Annotated in this window: 22 protein-coding genes; 6 read left to right on the top strand and 16 right to left on the bottom strand. The window is 71.2% G+C overall.

Annotated elements, in window-relative coordinates; all coding sequences use genetic code 11:
- Nucleotides 1–6: 6 nt before the first annotated feature.
- The 4 genes from ACFYUS_RS26860 to ACFYUS_RS26845 all read right to left on the bottom strand — a co-directional run bounded on the left by ACFYUS_RS26860 (nucleotide 7) and on the right by ACFYUS_RS26845 (nucleotide 4,119).
- A complete protein-coding gene (locus tag ACFYUS_RS26860) occupies nucleotides 7–1,560 on the bottom strand; it encodes an SCO6880 family protein (protein WP_388857128.1) in 1,554 nt (517 codons plus the stop codon).
- Nucleotides 1,557–2,873, bottom strand: a complete 1,317-nt coding sequence (locus tag ACFYUS_RS26855) for a hypothetical protein (RefSeq protein WP_388857125.1) — start codon at nucleotides 2,871–2,873, stop codon at nucleotides 1,557–1,559. The genes ACFYUS_RS26860 and ACFYUS_RS26855 overlap by 4 nt, the downstream gene beginning before the upstream one ends.
- Nucleotides 2,863–3,708, bottom strand: coding sequence for a hypothetical protein (locus ACFYUS_RS26850; RefSeq protein WP_388857122.1), 846 nt, complete (start codon nucleotides 3,706–3,708; stop codon nucleotides 2,863–2,865). The genes ACFYUS_RS26855 and ACFYUS_RS26850 overlap by 11 nt, the downstream gene beginning before the upstream one ends.
- A 102-nt stretch (nucleotides 3,709–3,810) precedes the next feature.
- Nucleotides 3,811–4,119: a hypothetical protein gene (locus ACFYUS_RS26845; protein ID WP_388857185.1), complete on the bottom strand. Its 309-nt coding sequence runs from the start codon at nucleotides 4,117–4,119 to the stop codon at nucleotides 3,811–3,813.
- Between the two features lie 312 nt (nucleotides 4,120–4,431).
- On the opposite strand from ACFYUS_RS26845, the gene ACFYUS_RS26840 reads away from it, so the two are divergent.
- Complete coding sequence (locus ACFYUS_RS26840) at nucleotides 4,432–5,463, top strand: NlpC/P60 family protein (RefSeq protein ID WP_388857119.1); 1,032 nt, start codon at nucleotides 4,432–4,434, stop codon at nucleotides 5,461–5,463.
- 224 nt (nucleotides 5,464–5,687) lie between these two features.
- Nucleotides 5,688–6,410 carry a phosphatase PAP2 family protein gene (locus tag ACFYUS_RS26835; protein ID WP_388857116.1) on the top strand — a complete coding sequence of 241 codons (723 nt, stop codon included), beginning with the start codon at nucleotides 5,688–5,690 and terminating at the stop codon, nucleotides 6,408–6,410.
- A 1-nt stretch (nucleotide 6,411) separates the two neighbouring features.
- Here ACFYUS_RS26835 and ACFYUS_RS26830 read toward each other — a convergent pair whose 3' ends face one another.
- Nucleotides 6,412–6,567 carry a hypothetical protein gene (locus ACFYUS_RS26830; protein WP_388857114.1) on the bottom strand — a complete coding sequence of 52 codons (156 nt, stop codon included), beginning with the start codon at nucleotides 6,565–6,567 and terminating at the stop codon, nucleotides 6,412–6,414.
- A 129-nt stretch (nucleotides 6,568–6,696) separates the two neighbouring features.
- Between ACFYUS_RS26830 and ACFYUS_RS26825 the strand changes: the two genes are divergently transcribed.
- On the top strand, nucleotides 6,697–7,539 hold the full coding sequence (locus ACFYUS_RS26825) for a hypothetical protein (RefSeq protein WP_388857111.1): 843 nt from the start codon (nucleotides 6,697–6,699) through the stop codon (nucleotides 7,537–7,539).
- 118 nt (nucleotides 7,540–7,657) lie between these two features.
- Nucleotides 7,658–7,843, top strand: coding sequence for a hypothetical protein (locus ACFYUS_RS26820; RefSeq protein WP_388857108.1), 186 nt, complete (start codon nucleotides 7,658–7,660; stop codon nucleotides 7,841–7,843).
- Nucleotides 7,844–7,867: 24 nt separating this feature from the next.
- On the opposite strand, the gene ACFYUS_RS26815 is transcribed toward ACFYUS_RS26820, so the two are convergent.
- Nucleotides 7,868–8,221, bottom strand: a complete 354-nt coding sequence (locus ACFYUS_RS26815; RefSeq protein WP_388857105.1) for a metal-sensitive transcriptional regulator — start codon at nucleotides 8,219–8,221, stop codon at nucleotides 7,868–7,870.
- Nucleotides 8,222–8,413: 192 nt separating this feature from the next.
- Here ACFYUS_RS26815 and ACFYUS_RS26810 point away from each other — a divergent pair, with 192 nt between their 5' ends.
- Together ACFYUS_RS26810 and ACFYUS_RS26805 are read left to right on the top strand one after the other, a co-directional pair.
- A complete protein-coding gene (locus ACFYUS_RS26810) occupies nucleotides 8,414–9,034 on the top strand; it encodes a DUF47 domain-containing protein (RefSeq protein ID WP_116159771.1) in 621 nt (206 codons plus the stop codon).
- A gap of 5 nt (nucleotides 9,035–9,039) precedes the next feature.
- Nucleotides 9,040–10,038: an anion permease gene (locus ACFYUS_RS26805; RefSeq protein ID WP_388857102.1), complete on the top strand. Its 999-nt coding sequence runs from the start codon at nucleotides 9,040–9,042 to the stop codon at nucleotides 10,036–10,038.
- Nucleotides 10,039–10,286: 248 nt separating this feature from the next.
- Here ACFYUS_RS26805 and pstB read toward each other — a convergent pair whose 3' ends face one another.
- From pstB to ACFYUS_RS26755, 10 genes are all read right to left on the bottom strand, one after another.
- Nucleotides 10,287–11,063 (bottom strand): phosphate ABC transporter ATP-binding protein PstB, encoded by a 777-nt coding sequence (gene pstB / locus ACFYUS_RS26800; protein ID WP_086831974.1) that lies wholly within the window; start codon nucleotides 11,061–11,063, stop codon nucleotides 10,287–10,289.
- A 25-nt stretch (nucleotides 11,064–11,088) separates the two neighbouring features.
- Nucleotides 11,089–12,165, bottom strand: a complete 1,077-nt coding sequence (pstA, locus tag ACFYUS_RS26795; RefSeq protein ID WP_388857098.1) for a phosphate ABC transporter permease PstA — start codon at nucleotides 12,163–12,165, stop codon at nucleotides 11,089–11,091.
- Nucleotides 12,162–13,136 (bottom strand): phosphate ABC transporter permease subunit PstC, encoded by a 975-nt coding sequence (gene pstC / locus ACFYUS_RS26790; protein WP_388857095.1) that lies wholly within the window; start codon nucleotides 13,134–13,136, stop codon nucleotides 12,162–12,164. Before pstC ends, pstA begins: the two co-directional genes overlap by 4 nt.
- A gap of 124 nt (nucleotides 13,137–13,260) precedes the next feature.
- Nucleotides 13,261–14,409 (bottom strand): phosphate ABC transporter substrate-binding protein PstS, encoded by a 1,149-nt coding sequence (gene pstS / locus ACFYUS_RS26785; protein ID WP_388857092.1) that lies wholly within the window; start codon nucleotides 14,407–14,409, stop codon nucleotides 13,261–13,263.
- Between the two features lie 273 nt (nucleotides 14,410–14,682).
- Entirely contained in the window at nucleotides 14,683–15,096 is a 414-nt protein-coding gene (locus tag ACFYUS_RS26780) for an NUDIX hydrolase (RefSeq protein ID WP_388857089.1), read from the bottom strand.
- Nucleotides 15,093–16,079 (bottom strand): CHAD domain-containing protein, encoded by a 987-nt coding sequence (locus ACFYUS_RS26775; protein WP_388857086.1) that lies wholly within the window; start codon nucleotides 16,077–16,079, stop codon nucleotides 15,093–15,095. Before ACFYUS_RS26775 ends, ACFYUS_RS26780 begins: the two co-directional genes overlap by 4 nt.
- Nucleotides 16,066–18,237, bottom strand: a complete 2,172-nt coding sequence (locus tag ACFYUS_RS26770) for an RNA degradosome polyphosphate kinase (RefSeq protein WP_388857182.1) — start codon at nucleotides 18,235–18,237, stop codon at nucleotides 16,066–16,068. Before ACFYUS_RS26770 ends, ACFYUS_RS26775 begins: the two co-directional genes overlap by 14 nt.
- Before the next feature lie 378 nt (nucleotides 18,238–18,615).
- A complete protein-coding gene (locus ACFYUS_RS26765) occupies nucleotides 18,616–19,584 on the bottom strand; it encodes a hypothetical protein (protein WP_388857083.1) in 969 nt (322 codons plus the stop codon).
- Nucleotides 19,581–20,414: an ATP-binding cassette domain-containing protein gene (locus ACFYUS_RS26760; RefSeq protein ID WP_388857080.1), complete on the bottom strand. Its 834-nt coding sequence runs from the start codon at nucleotides 20,412–20,414 to the stop codon at nucleotides 19,581–19,583. The genes ACFYUS_RS26765 and ACFYUS_RS26760 overlap by 4 nt, the downstream gene beginning before the upstream one ends.
- Nucleotides 20,411–20,794 (bottom strand): GntR family transcriptional regulator, encoded by a 384-nt coding sequence (locus ACFYUS_RS26755; RefSeq protein WP_388857077.1) that lies wholly within the window; start codon nucleotides 20,792–20,794, stop codon nucleotides 20,411–20,413. Before ACFYUS_RS26755 ends, ACFYUS_RS26760 begins: the two co-directional genes overlap by 4 nt.
- Nucleotide 20,795 lies beyond the last annotated feature (1 nt).

Here is a 20,795-nt window from a genome sequence, read left to right as displayed (position 1 = left end):
TCGGCCTTAGCGGCGGATGCCGGTCGCGAACGGCAGGGTGTTCACAAAGGCCCGGTGGTGCTCGCGGTCGCACCACTCCAGCTTCAGATACGACTTGCCGGCGGAGGCCCTGATCGTGCGCTTGTCCCGGGCGAGGGCCTCGGGCGAACGCGACGACACCGTGATGTACCCGACGAGGTTCACTCCTGCCGCGCCGCTGGCGAGATCTTCACCCCGCTGGTCGAGCCGGCCGTGGGCGGCGATGTCGCGGGGGTCGACGGTGCGGTTCATCTTGGCGGCGCGGCTGGCGTCGGCCTCGTCGTTGGTCTTCTCGGTGAGCATGCGCTCGATGGCGACCTCGGTGGGTTCCAGGTCCATGGTGACGGCGACCGTGCGGATGACGTCGGGGGTGTGGACGAGGAGCGGGGCGAGGAAGTTGACGCCGACGGGGGTCATCGGCCACTCCTTGACCCAGGCGGTGGCGTGGCACCAGGGGGCGCGGGTGGAGGACTCGCGGGTCTTGGCCTGGAGGTACGTCGGTTCCATCGCGTCGAGTTCGGCGGGCCAAGCGTTTCGTTTCGTCATGGCCTGGATGTGGTCGATGGGGTGGTCCGGGTCGTACATGGAGTGCACGAGGGAGGACAGCCGGGACTGGCCGAGGGGCTGGCGGACGCGGATGTCGGCCTCGGCGAGGCGGGCGCAGATGTCGGTGAGCTCGCGGGCCATGACGACGGCGATGCCGGCGTCGCGGTCGAGTTTGCGGGCGCCGGAGGCGTGGCGGGCGGCGCGGGCCATGGCGTTGGCCTCGGCGGCGAGCTCGCGGGTGTAGGGCATGCAGGCGACGAGGTAGGCGCGGTGCTGCTCGCTGGAGGTGGAGACCATGGACTGGAGCTGGTCGTAGGACTCCTGGAGCCACGCGGGCGCGTTCGGGTCGCCGCGCTGGCCGACGTCCTTGGCGTGGGCGTCGGGGTCGGCGGGGAGGGTGCGGGCGAGCATCTGGAGGCGGGTGACGAAGCCGTCTCCGTTGGCGACGTGCTTGAGGAGGGTGCCGAAGCGGTCGACGAGGGCTTCCTGGTCCTCGCTGTCGCGGAGGCCGACGCCGGGGCCCTCGATCTCGATGGCGGCGGTGACGGTGCGGCGGTCGGCGTGGAGGAGGACGGCGATCTCGTCGGGGCCGAAGGGGGCGGAGAGCCAGCCGACGTGGCCGATGCCGGGGGGCGGGCCGACCTCGACCTCGCGGCCGTCGAGGCGGGTGCCGGCCTCGTGGGCGACGGAGCGGTAGGAGGGGCCGCGCTTGAGCATCCGCTTGTAGCTGCGGTTGATCTCGAACCACTTGTAGAAGGTGCGGTGCTTGTACGGGAGGTAGACGGCGGCGATCGCGAGCATGGGCAGGCCCGCGAGGAGGGCGATCCGCAGGGGGAGGGCGGGGACGAGGAGTCCGCTCATCATGCCGAGGAAGGCGCCGACGATGATCAGGGCGATCTCGCCGGTCTCGCGGTTCTTGCCGACGATCGCGTTGGGCCGGGCGCGGCCGACGAGATACGTGCGGCGGGGCGCGACCGGCTGGGACTGGGTCGTCAACGCCCTGCACCTCCAGAGTTCTTGCGGTTGCTGTGCGGGGTGCCCGCGGTGGGACTGCTGCTGCGGGGCGGGGGTGTGGAGCCGCCGGTGCCGCCGCCGCTGCCGCCGCGGCTGCTGTGGGCGGCCATGCCGCCGGAGACGGGGTTGGCGGGGCGGGGGGCGGAGGACTGGGTGCCGCCGCCTCCGCCGCTGTCGCGGGTGCTGTGGGTCTTGATGCCCTGGGAGACGAGGGAGGCGGGGGAGGAGATGACGGCGGCGGCCGCGTTCTCGCCGGCGCGGTGGAGGCGGTTGTTGCGGGAGGCGGCGATCTCGTCGCCGAAGCCGGGGACGAAGCGGTAGATCATCGCGGAGGCGAAGATGGCGAGCAGGATGATCGAGAGGCCGGAGACGACGGCGGAGACGGAGTCGGGGCCGGAGCCGGAGGAGAGGGCGCCGGCGAGGCCGAGGACGATCACGATGACCGGTTTGACCAGGATGATCGCGATCATGATGCCGGCCCAGCGGCGGACGTGGCCCCACATGTTCTTGTCGACGAGGCCGGAGTAGACGACGACGCCGAGGAGTGCGCCGACGTACAGCAGGACGGCGCGGAGGAACAGCTCCAGGTAGAGGACGCCGGCGGCGAGGACGGTCACCAGGGACACGATGATCAGCATGATGGGGCCGCCACCGATGCTGTCGCCCTTCTGGAGGGCCTGTTTGAAGCTGCCGAAGAAGATGTCGGTCTGCTGGCCGGTGCCGGAGGCGATGACCTCGGTGATGGCGTCGGTGGCGTTGACGACGGTGTAGAGGATCAGGGGGGTGAAGGCGGAGGCGAGGACCGTCAGCCAGAGGAAGCCGATGGCTTCGGAGAGGGCCGTGGTGAGGGGGACGCCGCGGACGGCCCGCTTGGCGACGGCGAGGAGCCAGAGGAGGAGGGTGAGGAAGGTGGCGGCGGCGAAGACGATGGCGTAGCGGCCGAGGAACTGCATGTTGGTGAAGTCGACGTCGGCGGTTTCTTTGACGGCCTTGGAGAGGACGTCGATGACTTTGATGGCGGCGTCGGCGAAGCCGCGGGAGAGGGAGGAGAGGGGGTCCAGGGCGGAGGTGGGGTCGGTGACGGGAGCCTTGTCGGCGCCGCCTCCGGCACGGCCGCTCTCGCAGTAGTCCCGGGCGGGGCCGCGGATCAGGTCGCAGGGGTTGTTGCCGCTGCTTGGGCTCGGTGTGGGCGTGGGTGCGGCGAGGGCGCGGCCGGCGAAGAGCACGACGGCTGTGTGAGCCGCGCCGAGTGCTGCGACGATCCTGGTGCCGCGTGCGAGGCGCTTACCGGGCATAGGTGAAGCCTCCGAACTGACCGACCGCGTCGCTCATCTCCTCCGCCGTGGAGGCCCGCTGATCCCGGCCGACGGGCACCGGGCCGTCCTTCTGGCTGAACCCGGTGACCTTCCAGTCGCCGTCGGCCCACTGCAGTTCGTATGAGCCGGTGTACCAGGCCTCGGAGACGGGGTTCTTGGAGCCTTCCCCGGCCATGCCGAAGAGGGACGAGTACCAGACCGACACCGTGGCTCTGTCGTCCGTGTAGCTCTCGACCTTCGAGCCCACGGGGATGGTGCGGGAGATGAACGTCATGCCCGAGGGGGCGGTGCCGTCCTCCTTGAGACCGATCCGGCTGAGGAAGCCCTGGTCGGCGTAGACCTTGTCGAGGTCGCCCTGGCGTGCGGCGGCGACGGCGGGTGCGTAGACGGTGTGGACGATCTCGGCCCGTGTCGAGTTCGAGAACATCTCCGCCGAGCCCAGTGCCACCGCGTAGTTCGTCGCCGCGCTCTGGGCCCCCTGGTCGTCGTGGGTGTAGCCCGTGGGGATGGTGCCGGTTTTGGCGGTGACGGGGCGGGTGCCGGTGGCGGCGGTGGGGGCGGGGGCGGGGTGGGCGGGGGTGGTGGAGCGGGGGGTGGAGGCGTCGGCGGGGTCGGTGTTGCCGCGGTTGGCGAAGGCGATGGCGGCGACGAGGAGGACCACCACGCCGACGACCGTGATGAGGGACCGGGAGCTGCGGACGGGGCGGCGGGCGCCGCCGTAGACGTCGCCGCTGTTGCCCTCGGGCAGGCGGGTGCGGGTCTGGCCCGAGCCGCCCGCGCGGCCGAAGCTGTCGTGCTCGTCGCCGGGACTCATGCCGGGTACGCCCCCTCACTCGTTCGCGGGTACGGCCGTGCTTCAACATGACTGGGCATCAGGGAACGCATTCTCAGCAGGAGGGTCGGGTCCGAGGGGAGATCAGACGGCCATCCCGTACACGATGGTGAAGAGCGTCCCCAGGGAGCCGATGATGAAGACGCCGGTCAGGCCGGCGACGATCAGGCCCTTGCCCTGTTCCGCGCTGAACGTGTCGCGGAGGGCGGTCGCGCCGATGCGCTGCTTGGCTGCTCCCCAGATGGCGATGCCGAGGCAGAGCAGGATGGCCACGGCCATCACGACCTCGATCATCACCTTGGCCTCGTTGCCCAGGCTCCCGAAGGGGCCCCAGTTCGGGGCGATTCCACCGATGATGGTGGTGATGTCGCCCTTGTCGGCCGCCAGGTACATATAACTCACCGCCCCTGTTGGGTACTTGGTCGCCCCTGCCGGACGGCATGGGTCATCGCCCTATCTTCGCTGATGAAACCGCTCACGTGTGACGGCTTGGCGGCTCTCTTTACCCGATCCCCGCACACTTGACCGATCTGACCGTCTTGACCTGCGGTGGTGTGGCCGGTTTCCATGCGAAGAAGCGTATGGTCACTCTGTGTATCACGGAGAGTGACTTTGGGCAATGATTGTCGTTGTTGCACTCTTGGGGCCGCGTCGGGTGCCGCCTAGACTGGCGGCCCTGGCGTACTGCCATGAACCGAGGGGTGGTTGACGGTGCGTAGGGCGGGCAAGGCGTGGCTGGTGGCCGGCGGGGCCCTGGGAGTCTGTCTCGGGTTCGTCGCCATGCTCGTCGTCGGTACGTACTCCGCGGCGGCCGGGATCGCGGGCGGTACGGCCGGGAAGAACGGCTCGGTGGGCCTCGCGAAGGGGGCCGTCCCCGCCCTCTACCAGGGGCTCGTGCAGCGGTGGGGGAATCTGTGCCCCGCGATCAATCCGGCCCTGCTGGCCGCCCAGCTGTACCAGGAGAGCGGCTGGAACCCGCAGGCCGTCTCGCCGGCCGACGCGCGCGGCATCGCCCAGTTCATCCCCGGCACCTGGGCCGGGCACGGCATCGACGGGGACGGGGACGGGGACCGGGACATCTGGGACCCGAAGGACGCCATTCCGTCGGCCGCCTCGTACGACTGCGAGCTCGCCGGTTACGTGAAGGACGTGCCCGGGGACCCGGCGGACAACATGCTGGCCGCGTACAACGCGGGCGCGTACCGGGTGATCAAGCACGGCGGGGTGCCGCCCATCAGCGAGACGCAGAACTACGTCCGCATCATCCGGTCGCTGGAGAAGAGCTTCGCCCGGCCGCTGGGCCGTGTCGCGCCCTCGCAGCAGGCCGCGGCCGCGATCACCTACGCGCAGGGGAAGCTCGGCACCCCGTATCTCTGGGGCGGTACGGGCACGGCCGCGGAGGGCGGGCGGTTCGACTGCTCCGGGCTCACCCAGGCCGCGTACGGCAGCGTCGGCGTGACCCTGCCGCGCGTCGCCAACGACCAGTACAACGCCGGTCCGCACCCGAGCCGGGGCGAGCTGCTGCCGGGCGACCTCGTCTTCTTCTCGGACGACCTGACCAACTCCCGGGCCATCCGGCACGTCGGCATCTACGTCGGCGGCGGCTACATGATCGACGCCCCGCGCACCGGGGCGGTGATCCGCTTCGACCGGATCGACACCCCGGACTACTTCGGCGCCACCCGGGTCACCAAGGAGGGTGCGGCGGCGCTGCCCACCCATCTTCCGCGGGCGTGAGGGCGGGAGACGGTCCGTCGGTTCGCCTTCCCGGGCTTATCGGGCATGGCTGGAACTCTCCGTCATGCACAGGCCCTGAGCTGCGGTGAACCGTCACTCTTCGATAACGTCGTCATGATCCACCGGAGAGAGCGGAACGTGCGCCTCAGGCGGTTCGTTCCCCGATCCGACCGCTCTGACCACGGGGGTTGGAAACCAGACACGAGAGCAAGGGGCCGCAGCAGATGGCTGAACTCGCATCGGACGCAGTGAACCCCGATGTCGGCCTGCTCTACGACATCAACGGACTGGCCAAGGCCGCTCCGCCGTGGTTCGACCGCGTCATGGAGTTCGCCGGCGAGTACGGGATCGTCCTCGCGATGGTCCTCGTCGTGCTCTGGTGCTGGTGGAGCGTCCGCCGGCGCGGTACGCCCGGCGACTCCGTCTCGGCCGTCGCCGGGCTCGTCTGGGCCCCGCTGGCCGCCGGCATCGCCCTCCTCGTCAACATCCCCATTCGCGGGTTCGTGGAGCGCCCCAGGCCCTTCAAGGACCATCAGGGGCTCGAGGTCCTCGTCGACGGGAAGACCGACTTCTCGTTCGTGAGCGACCACGCCACCCTCACGATGGCGCTCGGCGTCGGTCTCTTCGTCGCGAACCGCCGGTTCGGCCTCGCCGCCATCGGCCTCGCGCTCGTCGAGGGCTTCGCGCGGGTCTACATGGGCGTCCACTACCCGACCGACGTGATCGGCGGCTTCGCCCTCGGCACGGCGGTGGCGCTGCTGCTCGCCCCGGTCGCGCTCGCCCTGCTCACGCCCGTCGTCTCCGCCGTCGCCCGCTCGGGCCGCGGCGCCCGCCTCGTCCGCTCACGCCGGGCCGACGCGGTGCCCCGCACCGAGGCCGTCGACATCCCCGAGCCCCGGCTCGGCGGCTCCGCCCCGAACACCGGACAGAACGGCCTCGCCGCGTAGTTCAGGAGGCGTTCGCCCGGAGGTGTTCCGCCGCGTCCGTACGGGCCTTGTCGCGGGATCTGCGGGCCGGGCCCGTCCAGCCGCAGCTGCAGCGTGCCAGCGCGAACGAGCCGCGCTCCGTGGTGGTGGTCGTGTGGGGGGAGGCCTGCGCGTGCACCCCACCACCGTACTGCGCGTGACGGCACGCCCGGACCGTCGTTATGCGGATCGGGTGTCCCCGGGCCCGAGGTCCCGGGGAAGGGCGGGTCCCGGGCAAACAGCGGTGAGGCGTTGGGGGTTGGCGGCGATGGTGGTGCAGCGGTTCGGGCGTCCGCACGGTCTCGGTCGCGGGGCGTTCGCCGCCACCGCCGTCCTGGTCGGCTCCCTCGTCGGGACCGTGGCGGTCACGGGCTGCGCCGCCCCCGAGGACCCGAAGCCGGCGGCCGACCCCGCCCTCGCCGTACGGAACGCGGCGGACGCCCTCGCGAGGGCCGGCACCTCCAAGGCGAGCACCTCCATGGAGATGGCCGCCGGCGGGACCCGGGTGACCATCCGGGGCGAGGGCGGCTACGACTTCCGGCGCGGCACCGGCCGCCTCCAGGTGCTGTTGCCGAAGGACCCCACCGGGACGAGCGAGCACCGTCCGATCACCGAGCTCCTCGTCCCCGGTGCGCTCTACATGAAGAACCGGGGCGCCGGGGTGCCCGCCGACAAGTGGGTACGGGTCGACACCACGGCCCTCGACGACGGCAACCTCGTCACCGGCGGGGCCACCGACCCGGCCGCCGCGGCCGAGCTGCTGCGGGGCGCCCGGGAGGTCACGTACCTCGGCGAGGTCGATCTGGCAGGGGTGAAAGTCAGCCACTACCGGGGGGTCGCCGACATCGCGCACGCCGCCCGGGTCGCCTCGCCGCGGCTGCGCGGGGCGCTCGCCGCGGCGGCGAAAGGGTTCGCCAAGGACACGGTCCCCTTCGACGCGTACCTCGACGCGGAGGGACGGCTGCGGAAGGTGCGCCACCAGTTCAGCTTCCGCAACCAGGGACGGACGGTCGCGGTCGCCTCGACGACCCTGCTGTACGGCTTCGGGGTCCCCGTCGAGGTGACGCTGCCGGACCCCCGCGACATCTACGCCGGGAAGATCGAGACCTGACCCGGCCCGGTGGCGGCGCGGACCATCGTCACATGGCCCAGACGTGTCATGCGCGGCGCGTGTCCCCGTCCCTACGCTGGGAGACCGCTGGGAGACCGACGCCGGCAGGAAGAGGTGGATGCGCGTGGCCCCGCCCGGTACAGCAACCGCGTCCGCGGACCCGGACTCCGTCGCCCTCGCCGAGATCGAGCTCTGCGGCGAGCTGATCATCGCGGCATCGGCCGCGGACGGGGAGCGGCTCAGCGCCGACCGGATCGACGAGGTGCTGCGGGTGGCGGCGGAGCGGGCCGCGGAGGAACGCTGAGGGCGCGGTCCCGCCCCGCCCGCCTCAGGTGCGCAGCATGCGGGCGATGGCCTTCGTGGCCTCCTCGACCTTCTCGTCGATGCCCGAGCCGGTGGCCGCCGCGTCCGCGACGCAGTGCCGCAGGTGCTCCTCCAGGAGCTGGAGGGCGAAGGACTGGAGCGCCTTCGTCGAGGCGGAGACCTGCGTGAGTATGTCGATGCAGTAGACGTCCTCGTCGACCATCCGCTGGAGGCCGCGGATCTGGCCCTCGATCCGGCGGAGCCGCTTGAGGTGCTCGTCCTTCTGCTTGTGGTAGCCGTGCACACCGTGTCCGTGGTCGGCCGGCTCGACGGCCTCGACGGTCTCGGGGGTGGCCTGGTCCGTCTCGGTGGTCGTCATCGCGTCCTCCGTTGTCCAGAAAAGGGGGTGTATACCCCTCGTGGGTATATGGTACCGATCCCCGCCGATCCGGACGGGGGCCCGTGCAGTTCACTGTGCCTGATGGGCGACACTGAGAGACGCCGGTTAGCCGTGGCCGGATGATGCGCCTAGCATCAGCCTGACCGAAACCCAGCACCCCGAGGACCTCACGTGCGATTTCGTCTGACCCCCAGGGAGACGAGCTTCTACGACATGTTCGCCGCGTCCGCGGACAACATCGTCACGGGCTCCAAGCTCCTGATGGAACTGCTCGGAGCGGAGCCTTCCGCCCGGGCCGAGATCGCGGAGCGGATGCGGGCAGCGGAGCACGCCGGTGACGACGCCACCCACGCGATCTTCCACCAGCTGAACTCCTCCTTCATCACGCCGTTCGACCGCGAGGACATCTACTCCCTCGCTTCGTCCCTCGACGACATCATGGACTTCATGGAAGAGGCCGTCGACCTGGTCGTCCTCTACAACATCGAAGAGCTCCCCAAGGGTGTCGAGCAGCAGATCGAGGTCCTTGCCCGGGCGGCCGAGCTGACCGCCGAGGCCATGCCGAACCTGCGGACGATGGCGAACCTCACCGAGTACTGGATCGAGGTCAACCGCCTCGAGAACCAGGCCGACCAGATCCACCGCAAGCTGCTCGCCCACCTCTTCAACGGCAAGTACGACGCCATCGAGGTGCTGAAGCTCAAGCAGGTCGTGGATGTGCTGGAGGAGGCGGCCGACGCCTTCGAGCACGTGGCCAACACGGTGGAGACCATCGCGGTCAAGGAGTCCTGAGCTTCGTGGACACCTTCGCTCTGATCGTGACCATCGGTGTCGCGCTCGGCTTCACGTATACGAACGGCTTCCACGATTCCGCCAACGCCATCGCCACCTCGGTGTCGACCCGGGCGCTGACGCCCCGGGCGGCGCTCGCGATGGCGGCGGTCATGAACCTCGCCGGTGCCTTCCTGGGGCAGGGGGTCGCGCACACCGTCAGCAAGGGCCTCATCGAGACGCCCACCGGCGACAAGGGGATGGGCATCCTCTTCGCCGCGCTGCTCGGCGCGATCGTCTGGAACCTGGTCACCTGGTACTTCGGTCTTCCCTCGTCCTCCTCGCACGCGCTGTTCGGCGGCATGGTGGGCGCGGCGCTCGCGGGTGGCACGGAGGTCATCTGGTCGGGCGTCCTGGACAAGGTCGTCATCCCGATGTTCGTCTCGCCGGTGATCGGTCTGGTCGTCGGTTACCTGGTGATGACCGCGATCCTGTGGCTGTTCCGGCGGGCCAACCCGCACAAGGCCAAGCGCGGCTTCCGCATCGCGCAGACCGTGTCGGCGGCCGGCATGGCCCTGGGCCACGGTCTCCAGGACGCGCAGAAGACGATGGGCATCGTGGTGATGGCGCTGGTCATCGCGGACGTCCAGGGTGCCGACGACCCGATCCCGGTGTGGGTGAAGATCGTCTGCGCCGTGATGCTCTCCCTCGGCACGTACGCGGGCGGCTGGCGGATCATGCGGACCCTCGGCCGCAAGATCATCGAGCTGGACCCGCCGCAGGGCTTCGCGGCCGAGACCACGGGCGCGTCGATCATGTTCGGCGCGGGCCTGATGTTCGGCGCGCCGATCTCCACGACGCACGTCATCACCTCGGCGATCATGGGCGTGGGCGCCACGAAGCGGGTCAACGCGGTCCGCTGGGGCGTCGCCAAGAACATCGTCATGGGCTGGTTCATCACGATGCCGGCGGCGGCGGTGGTCGCTGCCGCGAGCTACTACGTGGTGCAGCTGCTCTTCGGCTGACGCGCGGCGCCGGCTGGTACTGCTGGGGGTCCGGGGGTCGTCCCCCGGGGGATGCGGTATCACGATGCCGGCGGCGGCGGTGGTCGCTGCCGCGAGCTACTACGTGGTGCGGCTGCTCTTCGGGTAGGACCCGCCGAACGTAGTCGGGCCCGGCTCCCCTGTGGGGGAGCCGGGCCCTTCGTCATTACGGTGGCACCGCCATGCAGCACCGTAAGACGGCCACGCGGCGGAGCCGCATGGGGTATGGGTTATCCGAAGCGGCCGGAGATGTAGTCCTCGGTCGCCTGGACGCTCGGGTTGGAGAAGATGCGCTCGGTGTCGTCGAGCTCGATCAGCTTGCCGGGCTGGCCGACGCCCGCCAGGTTGAAGAAGGCCGTGCGGTCCGAGACGCGGGCGGCCTGCTGCATGTTGTGCGTCACGATGACGATCGTGAAGCGCTCCTTCAGCTCGCCGATGAGGTCCTCGATGGCGAGCGTGGAGATCGGGTCGAGGGCCGAGCAGGGCTCGTCCATGAGCAGGACGTCGGGCTCGACGGCGATGGCGCGGGCGATGCACAGGCGCTGCTGCTGGCCGCCGGAGAGGCCGGAGCCCGGCTTGTTGAGGCGGTCCTTGACCTCGTTCCAGAGGTTGGCGCCCTTGAGGGACCTCTCGACGATGTCGTTCAGCTGGGACTTCTTGTAGGAGCCGTTGAGGCGCAGGCCCGCCGCCACGTTGTCGAAGATCGACATGGTGGGAAAGGGGTTCGGGCGCTGGAAGACCATGCCGACCGTGCGGCGCACGGCGACGGGGTCGACACCGGCCCCGTACAGGTTCTCGTCGTCGAGCATCACCTTGCCCTCGACGCGGCCGCCGGGGGTGACCTCGTGCATCCGGTTCAGGGTGCGCAGGAAGGTGGACTTGCCGCAGCCGGACGGGCCGATGAAGGCCGTCACGGAGCGGGGCTCGACGGTCATCGAGATGTCGTCGATCGCCTTGTGGGCGCCGTAGTAGGCGGAGAGGCCGCTGACGTCGATTCGCTTGGCCATATCAATTCACTTCCAGAGTGCCGCGTCAGCGGCCGGTCTTCGGGGCCTTCCAGCGGGCGATGCCGCGGGCCACCAGATTGAGGATCATGACGAAGGCGATCAGGACGAGCGCGGCGGCCCAGGCGCGGGCCACGGCGGCGTCGGTGCCGACCGCGTACTGCTCGTACACGTAGAGCGGCAGGGAGGACTGGGCGCCTTCGAAGGGGTTCGGGTTGATGAGCTTCGTGCCGAACACGAGGAGGAGGACCGGGGCCGTCTCACCGGTGATGCGGGCGACCGCGAGCATGACGCCCGTGGTGATGCCGCCGATCGCGGTGGGCAGGACCACCTTCAGGATGGTGCGCCACTTGGGGATGCCGAGGGCGAGGGAGGCCTCGCGGAGCTCGTTCGGGACGAGCTTGAGCATCTCCTCGGTGGAGCGGACCACGACCGGCATCATCAGGATGGCGAGGGCCATCGCGCCGGCGAAACCGGAGGGGCCGAAGCCCAGGATCAGGTTCCAGGTGGCGAGGATGAAGAGGCCGGCGACGATCGACGGGATGCCCGTCATGACGTCGACGAAGAAGGTGACGGCCTTGGAGAGCTTGCCGCCGCCGCCGTACTCGACGAGGTAGACGGCGGTCAGCAGGCCGATGGGCGCGGCGATCAGGGTCGCGATGGCGACCTGCTCGATGGTGCCGAGCAGCGCGTGGTAGACGCCGCCGCCCTCCTCGGCGTCGAGGACGCCGTTCATCGAGTGGGTCAGGAAGTACGGGCTGAGGGCTTCGAGGCCCTTGCTGATCGTGACCCAGGCGAGGGAGAGCAGCGGGACGACGGCGAGGACGAAGCAGACCCAGACGAGGCTGGTGGCGACGCGGTCCTTGGCCTGGCGGCGGCCCTCGACCTTGGTGGTCAGCCCGAAGGTGACGATGACGAAGAGCAGCGCGGCGATCAGGCCCCACTGGACCTTGCTGTGCCAGCCGGCGCCGAGGCCGATGCCGATGGCCGCGGCGATGGAGCCGGCGGCGACGGCGGCCGGGGTCCAGCGGGGGAGCCGGGCGTGGGAGAGGGGCTGGCGGCGCGGGGCGGCCGCGACCGGACGTTCCTGTATGGCGTGGCTCATGCCGCGGCCCCCGAGTACTCCTTGCGGCGGCCGATGATCCAGCGGGCGGCGCCGTTGACCAGCAGGGTGATGACGAAGAGGACGAGACCGGAGGCGATCAGCGCGTCCCGGCCGAACCCGTCGGCCTCGTTGAACTTGGCGGCGATGTTCTGCGCGAAGGTGCCGCCGCCCGGGTCGAGCAGGTGGCCCGAGAGGACGAAGCTGGGGGAGAGGACCACGGCGACGGCCATGGTCTCGCCGAGTGCGCGGCCGAGGCCCAGCATGGAGGCGGAGATGATGCCGGAGCGGCCGAAGGGCAGCACCGACATGCGGATGACCTCCCAGCGCGTGGCGCCGAGGGCGAGGGCGGCTTCCTCGTGCATCTTCGGGACCTGGAGGAAGACCTCGCGGGTCACGTTGGTGATGATCGGAAGGATCATGATCGCCAGGAGGATGCCCACGGTGAAGAGGTTGCGGGCGACGCCGTCCTGGGACTTGTCGAAGATGTACGTCCAGCCCAGGTACTGGTCGAGCCACTTGTTGAGGCCGTCCAGGTACGGGACGAGGAAGATCGCGCCCCAGAGGCCGTAGATGATGCTGGGCACGGCGGCGAGCAGGTCGACGACGTACGCGAGCGGCTTGGCCAGCTTGCGCGGGGCGTAGTGCGAGATGAAGAGGGCGATCCCGATCGCGACGGGCACGGCGATGAGCATCGCGATGACCGAGGAGACGAGGGTGCCGAAGGCGAGGACGGCGATGCCGAAGACCGGCGGGGTGTTCGCCGGGTTCCACTCGAAGGTGGTGAAGAAGTTCGTGCTGTCCTTCGAGATGGCGAGGGCGGCACGGTAGGTCAGGAAGACCGCGATCGCGGCCATGATCACGAGGAGGGTGATGCCGGATCCGCGGGACAGACCGCTGAAGATGCGGTCTCCGGCGCGGGTCGCGCTCTTGGCGCGCCGGCTCCTCTGTATGTCGGGTGTGGTGGTAGCCATCTGTTCTTCTCCGGTCTGCGGGTCCCGTACGTCCCTCGCGGGGTGACGGGGTCCCTGGCGGCGGTGCACCGGATGCCGGGGCCGGCCCCTCCACGGGAGGTGAGGGGCCGGGCCCGGCCGGGGGTCAGGACAGGGTGGGGACGATCGCGCGGACCTTGGCCGCGATCTCGGCCGGGAGCGGGGCGTAGCCGGCGTCGGGCAGGACCTTCTGGCCCTCCTCGCTGGCGGTGTAGGCGAGGAACGCCTTCAGGGTCGACAGGGTGTCTGCCTTGTTGCCCTTGTCGCAGGCGATCTCGTACGTGACCAGGGTGATCGGGTAGGCGCCCTCGGCCTTGGTGGTGTAGTCGAGGGAGAGGGCCAGGTCGCTGCCGGTGCCCTTGATCTTGGCGGCGGCGATGGCCTTCGAGGCGTTCTCCGTGGAGGCGGCGACCGGGGCGGAGGCGCCGGTGTTGATGCTGACCGTGGAGATCTTGTTGGCCGTCGCGTAGGAGAGCTCGAAGTAGCCGATGGAGCCCTCGGCGTCCTTGACCGCGGTGGCGACACCGGAGGAGCCGTTGGCGGCCTGGCCGTTCGGGGCGGGCCACGACTTCGTCTTCGGGTCGTACTTCCAGTCGGCCGGGGCCGTGGCGGAGAGGTACTTGCCCAGGTTCTGGGTGGTGCCCGACTCGTCCGAGCGGTGGAAGGCCTGGATGGTGGTGTCGGGGAGCTTGGCGCCCGGGTTCAGCTTGGCGATCTCCGGGGCGTTCCACTTGGTGATCTTCGTGTCGAAGATCTTGGCCAGGGTGGGCGCGTCCAGGACCAGGTTGTCCACACCGTCCAGCTTATAGCCGATGGCGATGGGGCCGCCCACCATGGGGAGGTTGATGCCCTTGCCGCCCTTGCAGATCTTCTGCGACGCGGCGACCTCTTCGGGCTTCAGGGCGGAGTCGGAGCCGGCGAAGGTGACCTGGCCCTGGTTGAACTTGGTGATGCCGCCGCCGGAGCCGATGGCCTGGTAGTTGACCTCGACGCCGGAGCACGCGGCCTGGAAGTTCTTGACCCACAGGTCCATGGCGTTCTTCTGCGCGCTGGAGCCCGCGGCGAGGATCTGGCCCTTGGCGCCGTCACACGCGATGTTCGACGCGGCCGCGGCGGCGGAGGACTTGGTGCCGCCGTCCTTCGTCGGGGTCTCCGTGTTGTTGTCCGAGCCACACGCCGAGAGGACGAGCGCACCGGAGACGACGAGGGCACCGATCGCGGAGGCGCGAAGCCCGTTCTTGCGCGAAAGCTTCACTTTCGGGTGTTCCTTCCAGAAGCCGCCTTGTCGCGGACCGTATGTGTCCTGACCGTTCTACGGCGGCGTGTGTCGGTTGGTCGGTGCGTCTTGTGCTCCGTGCACCGTGTAAGGCCGAAATTAGGCAGAACAGGTGAAGCCGTCGACGGGGGAGGGTGAACGGGAAGTGAACCGTGCCGGAAGTGCGGGTGCGGTGCCCCCGGGCGGGCGGCGGCCGTCGCGGGCCGGGGCGCCGTCCGTGCTGCGCCGGGCCCGCGCCCCGGGCGGGGCCCGTCAGGGGTGGGTGGTCGCCATGGCCACGTCCAGGAGGTCACGGTCTCTGGGCTGGGTGAGGCGCGGGCGGGCCGAGGACGGGGGGAGCCAGACGAGGGCGTCGATCTCCTTCGTGGGGACGAAGCCGCCGTCCAGCGCCCGGGCCGACCAGTACACGACCTCCTTGGGGCGGCCGTCCACCGTGTAGTGGGCCGTCGGCAGGCGGGGGCCGAGCTCGCAGCGGCGGCCCGTCTCCTCCAGGACCTCCCGCATCGCGCAGGCCTCCGCGCTCTCGCCGCGCTTCCGCTTGCCCTTGGGGTGCGACCAGTCGTCCCACTTCGGCCGGTGGACGAGGGCGATCTCGATGCCCTGGCCGGAAACAGCCGGACGCCACAGGACGCAGCCCGCCGCCAGGATCGGGGTCGGGGCGGTCATGGGACCGGGGCCGTCGTGCGGCGCCAGGCGTGCTGGAAGGCGAAGCGGGCCGCCTCCACCTCGTGGCGCTGGTCGGCGTGGAGGACCCCGAGCGCGTACGCCGTCGCCGGGGCGATGCGGGGGGTGCGGGCCGCCGCGGCCGCCGCCGAAGCCGCCTCCGCCGCGTCGCGGTGCCGGTCCAGGGCGCGGGCCGCCTCGTACAGGACGGACTCGGGCTCGCCGCCGGTGTGCAGGGCCTCGGTGGCGTACCGGTGCAGCCGCAGCAGGGCCCGGGTGTGGTGCCAGGGCGCGTCCTGGGCCTCGCCGGCGGCGAGGGCGAGGGCGTCCGCGTTGTACGGGTGGGCCGCCCGGGTCAGGGGCAGGGCGGCGACCGCGTCCTGGAGGCGCCGCTCGGCGAGCTCGGCGGGGGCGTCGATGACCTCGACGGCCGGGGCCGAGCCCGCCGGGCCGAGCGGGACCTCGGAGGCGAGGAGCGCGACGGCGTCCGCGACCGCGTGGAAGCGGGCGGAGCCGAGCGCCTGGAGGGAGGCCGAGTGGGCGCGCGTACGGGCCAGGGTCAGCTGGCGTTCCAGGAGGGCGCCCGCCCGGGCGGCGCCCACCGTGAGGCCCGTGCCGCCCGCCGTGCCCCTGGCGGCCGGGACCGGCCCGGTGCCGTTCGACAAGCGGGACAGCGCGTCCACCAGGCGGACGAGCCGCGAGGTGCAGGCCTGTTCGAGGGCGAGGGTGCCGGAGAGCCAGGCGAGCTCCGTGCGCAGCTGGTCCGCCCAGGCCGTGTCGAGCAGCGGCCGGAAGGTGTGGAGGGTGCCGCCGATCCGGCGGGCCGCGCCCCGCAGCGTGCGGGAGGCCTCCTCCGCTCCGGCCGTGTCGGAGCCGCTCTCGCCGTGCAGGCGCAGGCCGCGGAGGAAGTCCGCGGCCCGCGCGTGCAGGTAGGGGGCCAGGACCTCGCCCGCCGTGACGTCCTGCGAGTGGTCAGGGTTGTGCACGCCGGCGCCTCCGCGCGTCGATGAGCATCTCCTGGACGTGCCGCAGCGGCCGGCCCTCGGGATCGGTCGCGTGCCGCGTCCAGTTCCCGTCGGGGCCGAGGTGCCAGGAGGAGGTGGTGTCGGACATCCCGGTCTCCAGGAGCCGGGTGAGCGCCGCCCGGTGCGCCGGGTCGGAGACCCGTACGAGGGCCTCGATCCGGCGGTCCAGGTTGCGGTGCATCATGTCGGCGCTGCCGAGCCAGACCTCGGGTTCGCCGCCGTTGCCGAAGGCGAAGACCCGGGAGTGTTCCAGGAAGCGGCCGAGGATCGAGCGGACCCGGATGTTCTCCGAGAGGCCGGTGACCCCGGGGCGTACGGCGCAGATGCCGCGGACCCAGATGTCGACGGGGACGCCGGCGCGCGAGGCCTGGTAGCAGGCGTCGATGACGGCTTCGTCGACCATCGAGTTGACCTTGATGCGGACGTACGCCGGGCGTCCCGCGCGGTGGTGCGCGATCTCCTTGTTGATCCGGGAGACCAGACCGTCGCGCAGCGACTTCGGGGCGGTGAGCAGGCGCCGGTACGTCTCGCGGCGCGAGTAGCCGGAGAGCCGGTTGAACAGGTCGGACAGGTCCGCGCCGACCTGCGGGTCGGCGGTCAGCAGGCCCAGGTCCTCGTAGAGCCGGGCCGTCTTCGGGTGGTAGTTGCCGGTGCCGACGTGCGAGTACCGGCGCAGCGTGTCGCCTTCCTGGCGTACCACCAGGGAGAGCTTGCAGTGGGTCTTGAGGCCCACCAGGCCGTAGACGACGTGGCAGCCGGCCTCCTCCAGCTTCCGCGCCCACTTGATGTTGGCCTGCTCGTCGAAGCGGGCCTTGATCTCGACGAGGACGAGGACCTGCTTGCCGGACTCGGCGGCGTCGATGAGGGCGTCGACTATCGGGGAGTCGCCGGAGGTGCGGTACAGCGTCTGCTTGATCGCGAGGACGTCCGGGTCGGCCGCCGCCTGCTCCAGGAAGGCCTGGACGGAGGTGGAGAAGGAGTCGTACGGGTGGTGCAGGAGCACGTCCCGCTCGCGCAGCGCCGCGAAGATGTCGGGCGCGGAGGCGGACTCGACCTCGGCGAGGTCGCGGTGGGTGCCGGCGACGAACTTCGGGTACTTCAGCTCCGGCCGGTCCTGCCCGGCGACCCCGAAGAGGCCGGTGAGGTCGAGCGGGCCGGGCAGCGGGTAGACCTCGGCGTCGGAGATCTTCAGCTCGCGGACCAGCAGGTCGAGGACGTACGGGTCGATGGACTCCTCGACCTCCAGGCGCACCGGCGGCCCGAAGCGGCGCCGCATGAGCTCCTTCTCCAGGGCCTGGAGCAGGTTCTCCGCGTCGTCCTCCTCGACCTCCAGGTCCTCGTTCCTGGTCACCCGGAACATGTGGTGCGCGAGCACCTCCATGCCGGGGAAGAGCTCCTCCAGGTGCGCCGCGATGACGTCCTCCAGGGGGACGTACCGCTGCGGGGAGGCCTCCAGGAAGCGGGACAGCAGCGGCGGCACCTTCACGCGGGCGAAGTGGCGGTGCCCGCTGACCGGGTTGCGCACGACGACGGCGAGGTTGAGGGAGAGGCCCGAGATGTACGGGAAGGGGTGTGCCGGGTCCACGGCCAGCGGGGTGAGGACCGGGAAGATCTGCTGCCGGAACAGGGTGAAGAGCCGGGCCTGCTCCTTCTCCGTGAGCTCGGGCCAGCGGATCAGGTGGATGCCCTCGTCGGCGAGCGCCGGGGCGACGTCCTGCTGGTAGCAGGCGGCGTGCCGGGCCATGAGCTCGCGCGAACGCGTCCAGATCAGGTCCAGGACCTCGCGCGGCTGGAGGCCGGAGGCGGAGCGGGTGGCGACGCCGGTGGCGATGCGGCGCTTGAGGCCGGCGACCCGGACCATGAAGAACTCGTCGAGGTTCGAGGCGAAGATCGCGAGGAAGTTCGCCCGTTCGAGGAGGGGGGTCGTCGGGTCCTCGGCGAGCTCCAGCACCCGCTCGTTGAACGCGAGCCAGCTGCGCTCCCGGTCGAGGAAACGCCCCTGCGGCAGCTCGTCGCCGAGCGCGCCGTCGTCCTCGTACGCATCGGGGTCCGCGTCCAGGTCGGAGTCCAGGTCGGTGACGACGGCGCCGTTCACGATGTGCGCGCGGTGCGCGGTCATGGAACCGAGGGACGGCGCGGCGGACGGCGCCCCGGCCGGCTTCTCGGCCGTCTTCGCGTCCGGCTTCCCGGAGGACTTCCCCGAGGACTTCCCGGAGGACTTTCCGGACGACGGGGCGGACGACGCGGCGGGGGACTGGACCGGGACCTCGGCGGGCTTCTGGCTCATGGCCCCATTCTTCCGCGCGAAGGGGTGGTCGGGCGCGTCGGAGCGGGCCGTGGTGGGGGAGGGAAGTCTCCCCTTGGGGAGAGCGGACACGGAGCGCTTCATTGCGTGAGCGTCGCAAGCGCGTCTGAATGGCTGGTAACGAGGACGTGTCGTACGGGGATCGGGGGCGGGGCCCTTGTCAGGGCCCTGCCCCCTTCCCTTCACGGAGGGTTACGGGTGGCGGGCGCGCAGGACGCGGAAGGCGGCGAGGACCGCGAGGGCGGCGAGGGCGAGGCAGATGCCGGTCTCGACGAGCTGGAGGGGCCAGTAGTGCGAGGCGGGGTGGACGTCGAGGAACCCGGTGACCCCGCCCCGGTCGGTCATGCACCGCTCGACGGTGTCCGGCTGGGCGGTGAAGCAGTCCTGCCGGAGGACGCGCTCACCGGATGCCGTGAGCATGCCCCGGTCCAGCGGCCAGGCGTGGTTCTCGGCCGACAGCCCGGCGCCGGTCAGGGTCTGGACCGGCCAGAGGTCCTCGCGCAGCCGGGAGAGGACCGCCAGGGCCGCCCCGATGACGACGGCGGCGAGCCCCATCGCGACGACGGTGCGCCGGACGAGGATGCCGACGGCCGTGCCCAGGGCGAGCCCCAGGAGGGCGTGCGCCACCGGCACGATGCCGAACGAGACGAACACCGTCGGCTCGTACCAGTACGTGGGGAAGTCGTCGGCCGGGCCCGTCGACCACGACCAGTGGAAGACCAGGCTCAGCAGGGGGACGACCGTGAGGGTCAGCGCGACGGGGACCGCGACCTTGGCCGCGAGCCAGCGTGCCGGGCTGACGGACTGCGTCCACGCCAGCTTGTACGTGCCGGACTCCATCTCGCGGGCGAGCATCGGGCCCGCGACGAACGCCCCGAGCAGGGCGGGCAGGACGAGCATGGCCAGGGCGGTGTACTCGACGAGATGCCGGGCGAACCACCGGTCGTCGATGTAGTCGTTCTGAAGCTGGAAACAGGAGCTGGTCGGCTCGTCGGCCGGGCAGCCCGCCGCTCGCAGCGCGTCCACCGCGCCGTCCGACCACCACCGCGAGGCGACCAGGACCGCCATCGCGCAGGCCGCGAGGGCGAGCGACCACCACAGCGCCCGCCGGTGCTGCCGGAACGTCACCCATTGCGGGCCCTTCAGGGCGAGGGTGCTCATGCCGGGGCTCCTTCGGTGGTGCGGAGGTGGGCGAGGAGGAGTTCCTCCAGGGAGGGTTCGTCGGTCTCCCAGGGGCCTTCGACGGGGCCCTCGCGGCGGACCAGCGCGGTGAGCTGACGGCCCGTCGTCCGGGACTCGACGACCGTGTGCGGGGCGAGGTCGGCGACCGGACCGGTCAGCAGGGTGTGCGCGGCGAGCAGGTCGTCGATGGCGCCGTCGAGACGGATGCGGCCGCCCTGCACGAGGAGCAGGTGGTCGCAGGAGCCCTCCAGCTCGGTGAGGATGTGCGAGGACATGACGACGGTCGTGCCGCGTTCCGCGGCGTCGGCCAGGAGCGCGCCCATGAGTTCGCGCCGGGCGAGCGGGTCGAGGTCCGCCATCGGCTCGTCCAGGAGCAGCAGTTCGGGCCGCTTGCCGAGGGCGAGGGCGAGCGCGAGCCGGGTGCGCTGTCCGCCGGAGAGGGCGCGGACCCGGGCGTTCCCGGGCAGCGGGCCGGCGATGCGCTCGGCGGCGGCCGGGTCCCAGCGGTCCGGGTTGAGCTCGCGGCCCAGGCGCAGCGTCTCGGTGACGGTGAGCTGCCCGTACAGGGGCTTGTCCTGGGCGACGTACGCGAGGCGGTCCCGCGCGGGGGCCGTGATCCTGCCCTCCGTGGGGCGCAGCAGGCCCGCGGCCAGGCCGAGGAGGGTCGACTTCCCCGCCCCGTTGGGGCCGACGACGGCGACGACGCGGCCGACCGGCAGGGCTAAGGTGCAGTCCTTCAGGGCCCAGCCCCCGCCGCGCCGTCGGTACCGCATGCCGAGGCCGTCGGCCTCGATGACTGGATCGGTCATTCGTCCCCCTCGAAGTGTTCCTTCAGTGCGGCGGTGAAGAGCGCGGCCACGTCCTCCCGATCGAGTCCCGCGGCGCGTGCCCGGCGGGCCCAGTCGGTGAGTTCGCCGCGCAGCGGCGAGTCGGCGGGGCCGGTGCCGAGGGTGGCGCGGACGAAGGTGCCGAGGCCGCGGCGGGCCTCGACGAGGCCTTCGCGTTCGAGTTCGCGGTAGGCCTTGAGGACCGTGTTGGGGTTGATGGCCGTCGCTTCGACGACCTCGCGTGCGGTGGGCAGCCGGTCGCCCGGCTCCAGGAGGCCCATGCGGAGGGCCTGCTTCGTCTGCTGGACGATCTGGAGGTAGGTGGCGACGCCGCTGCGCCGGTCGATGCGGTACTCGAGCACG

It is taken from the genome of Streptomyces sp. NPDC004284 (genome assembly GCF_042874035.1).
In the GTDB taxonomy this organism is placed as follows: Bacteria; Actinomycetota; Actinomycetes; order Streptomycetales; family Streptomycetaceae; genus Streptomyces.
This window is presented reverse-complemented; position numbering and strand designations above follow the sequence as displayed.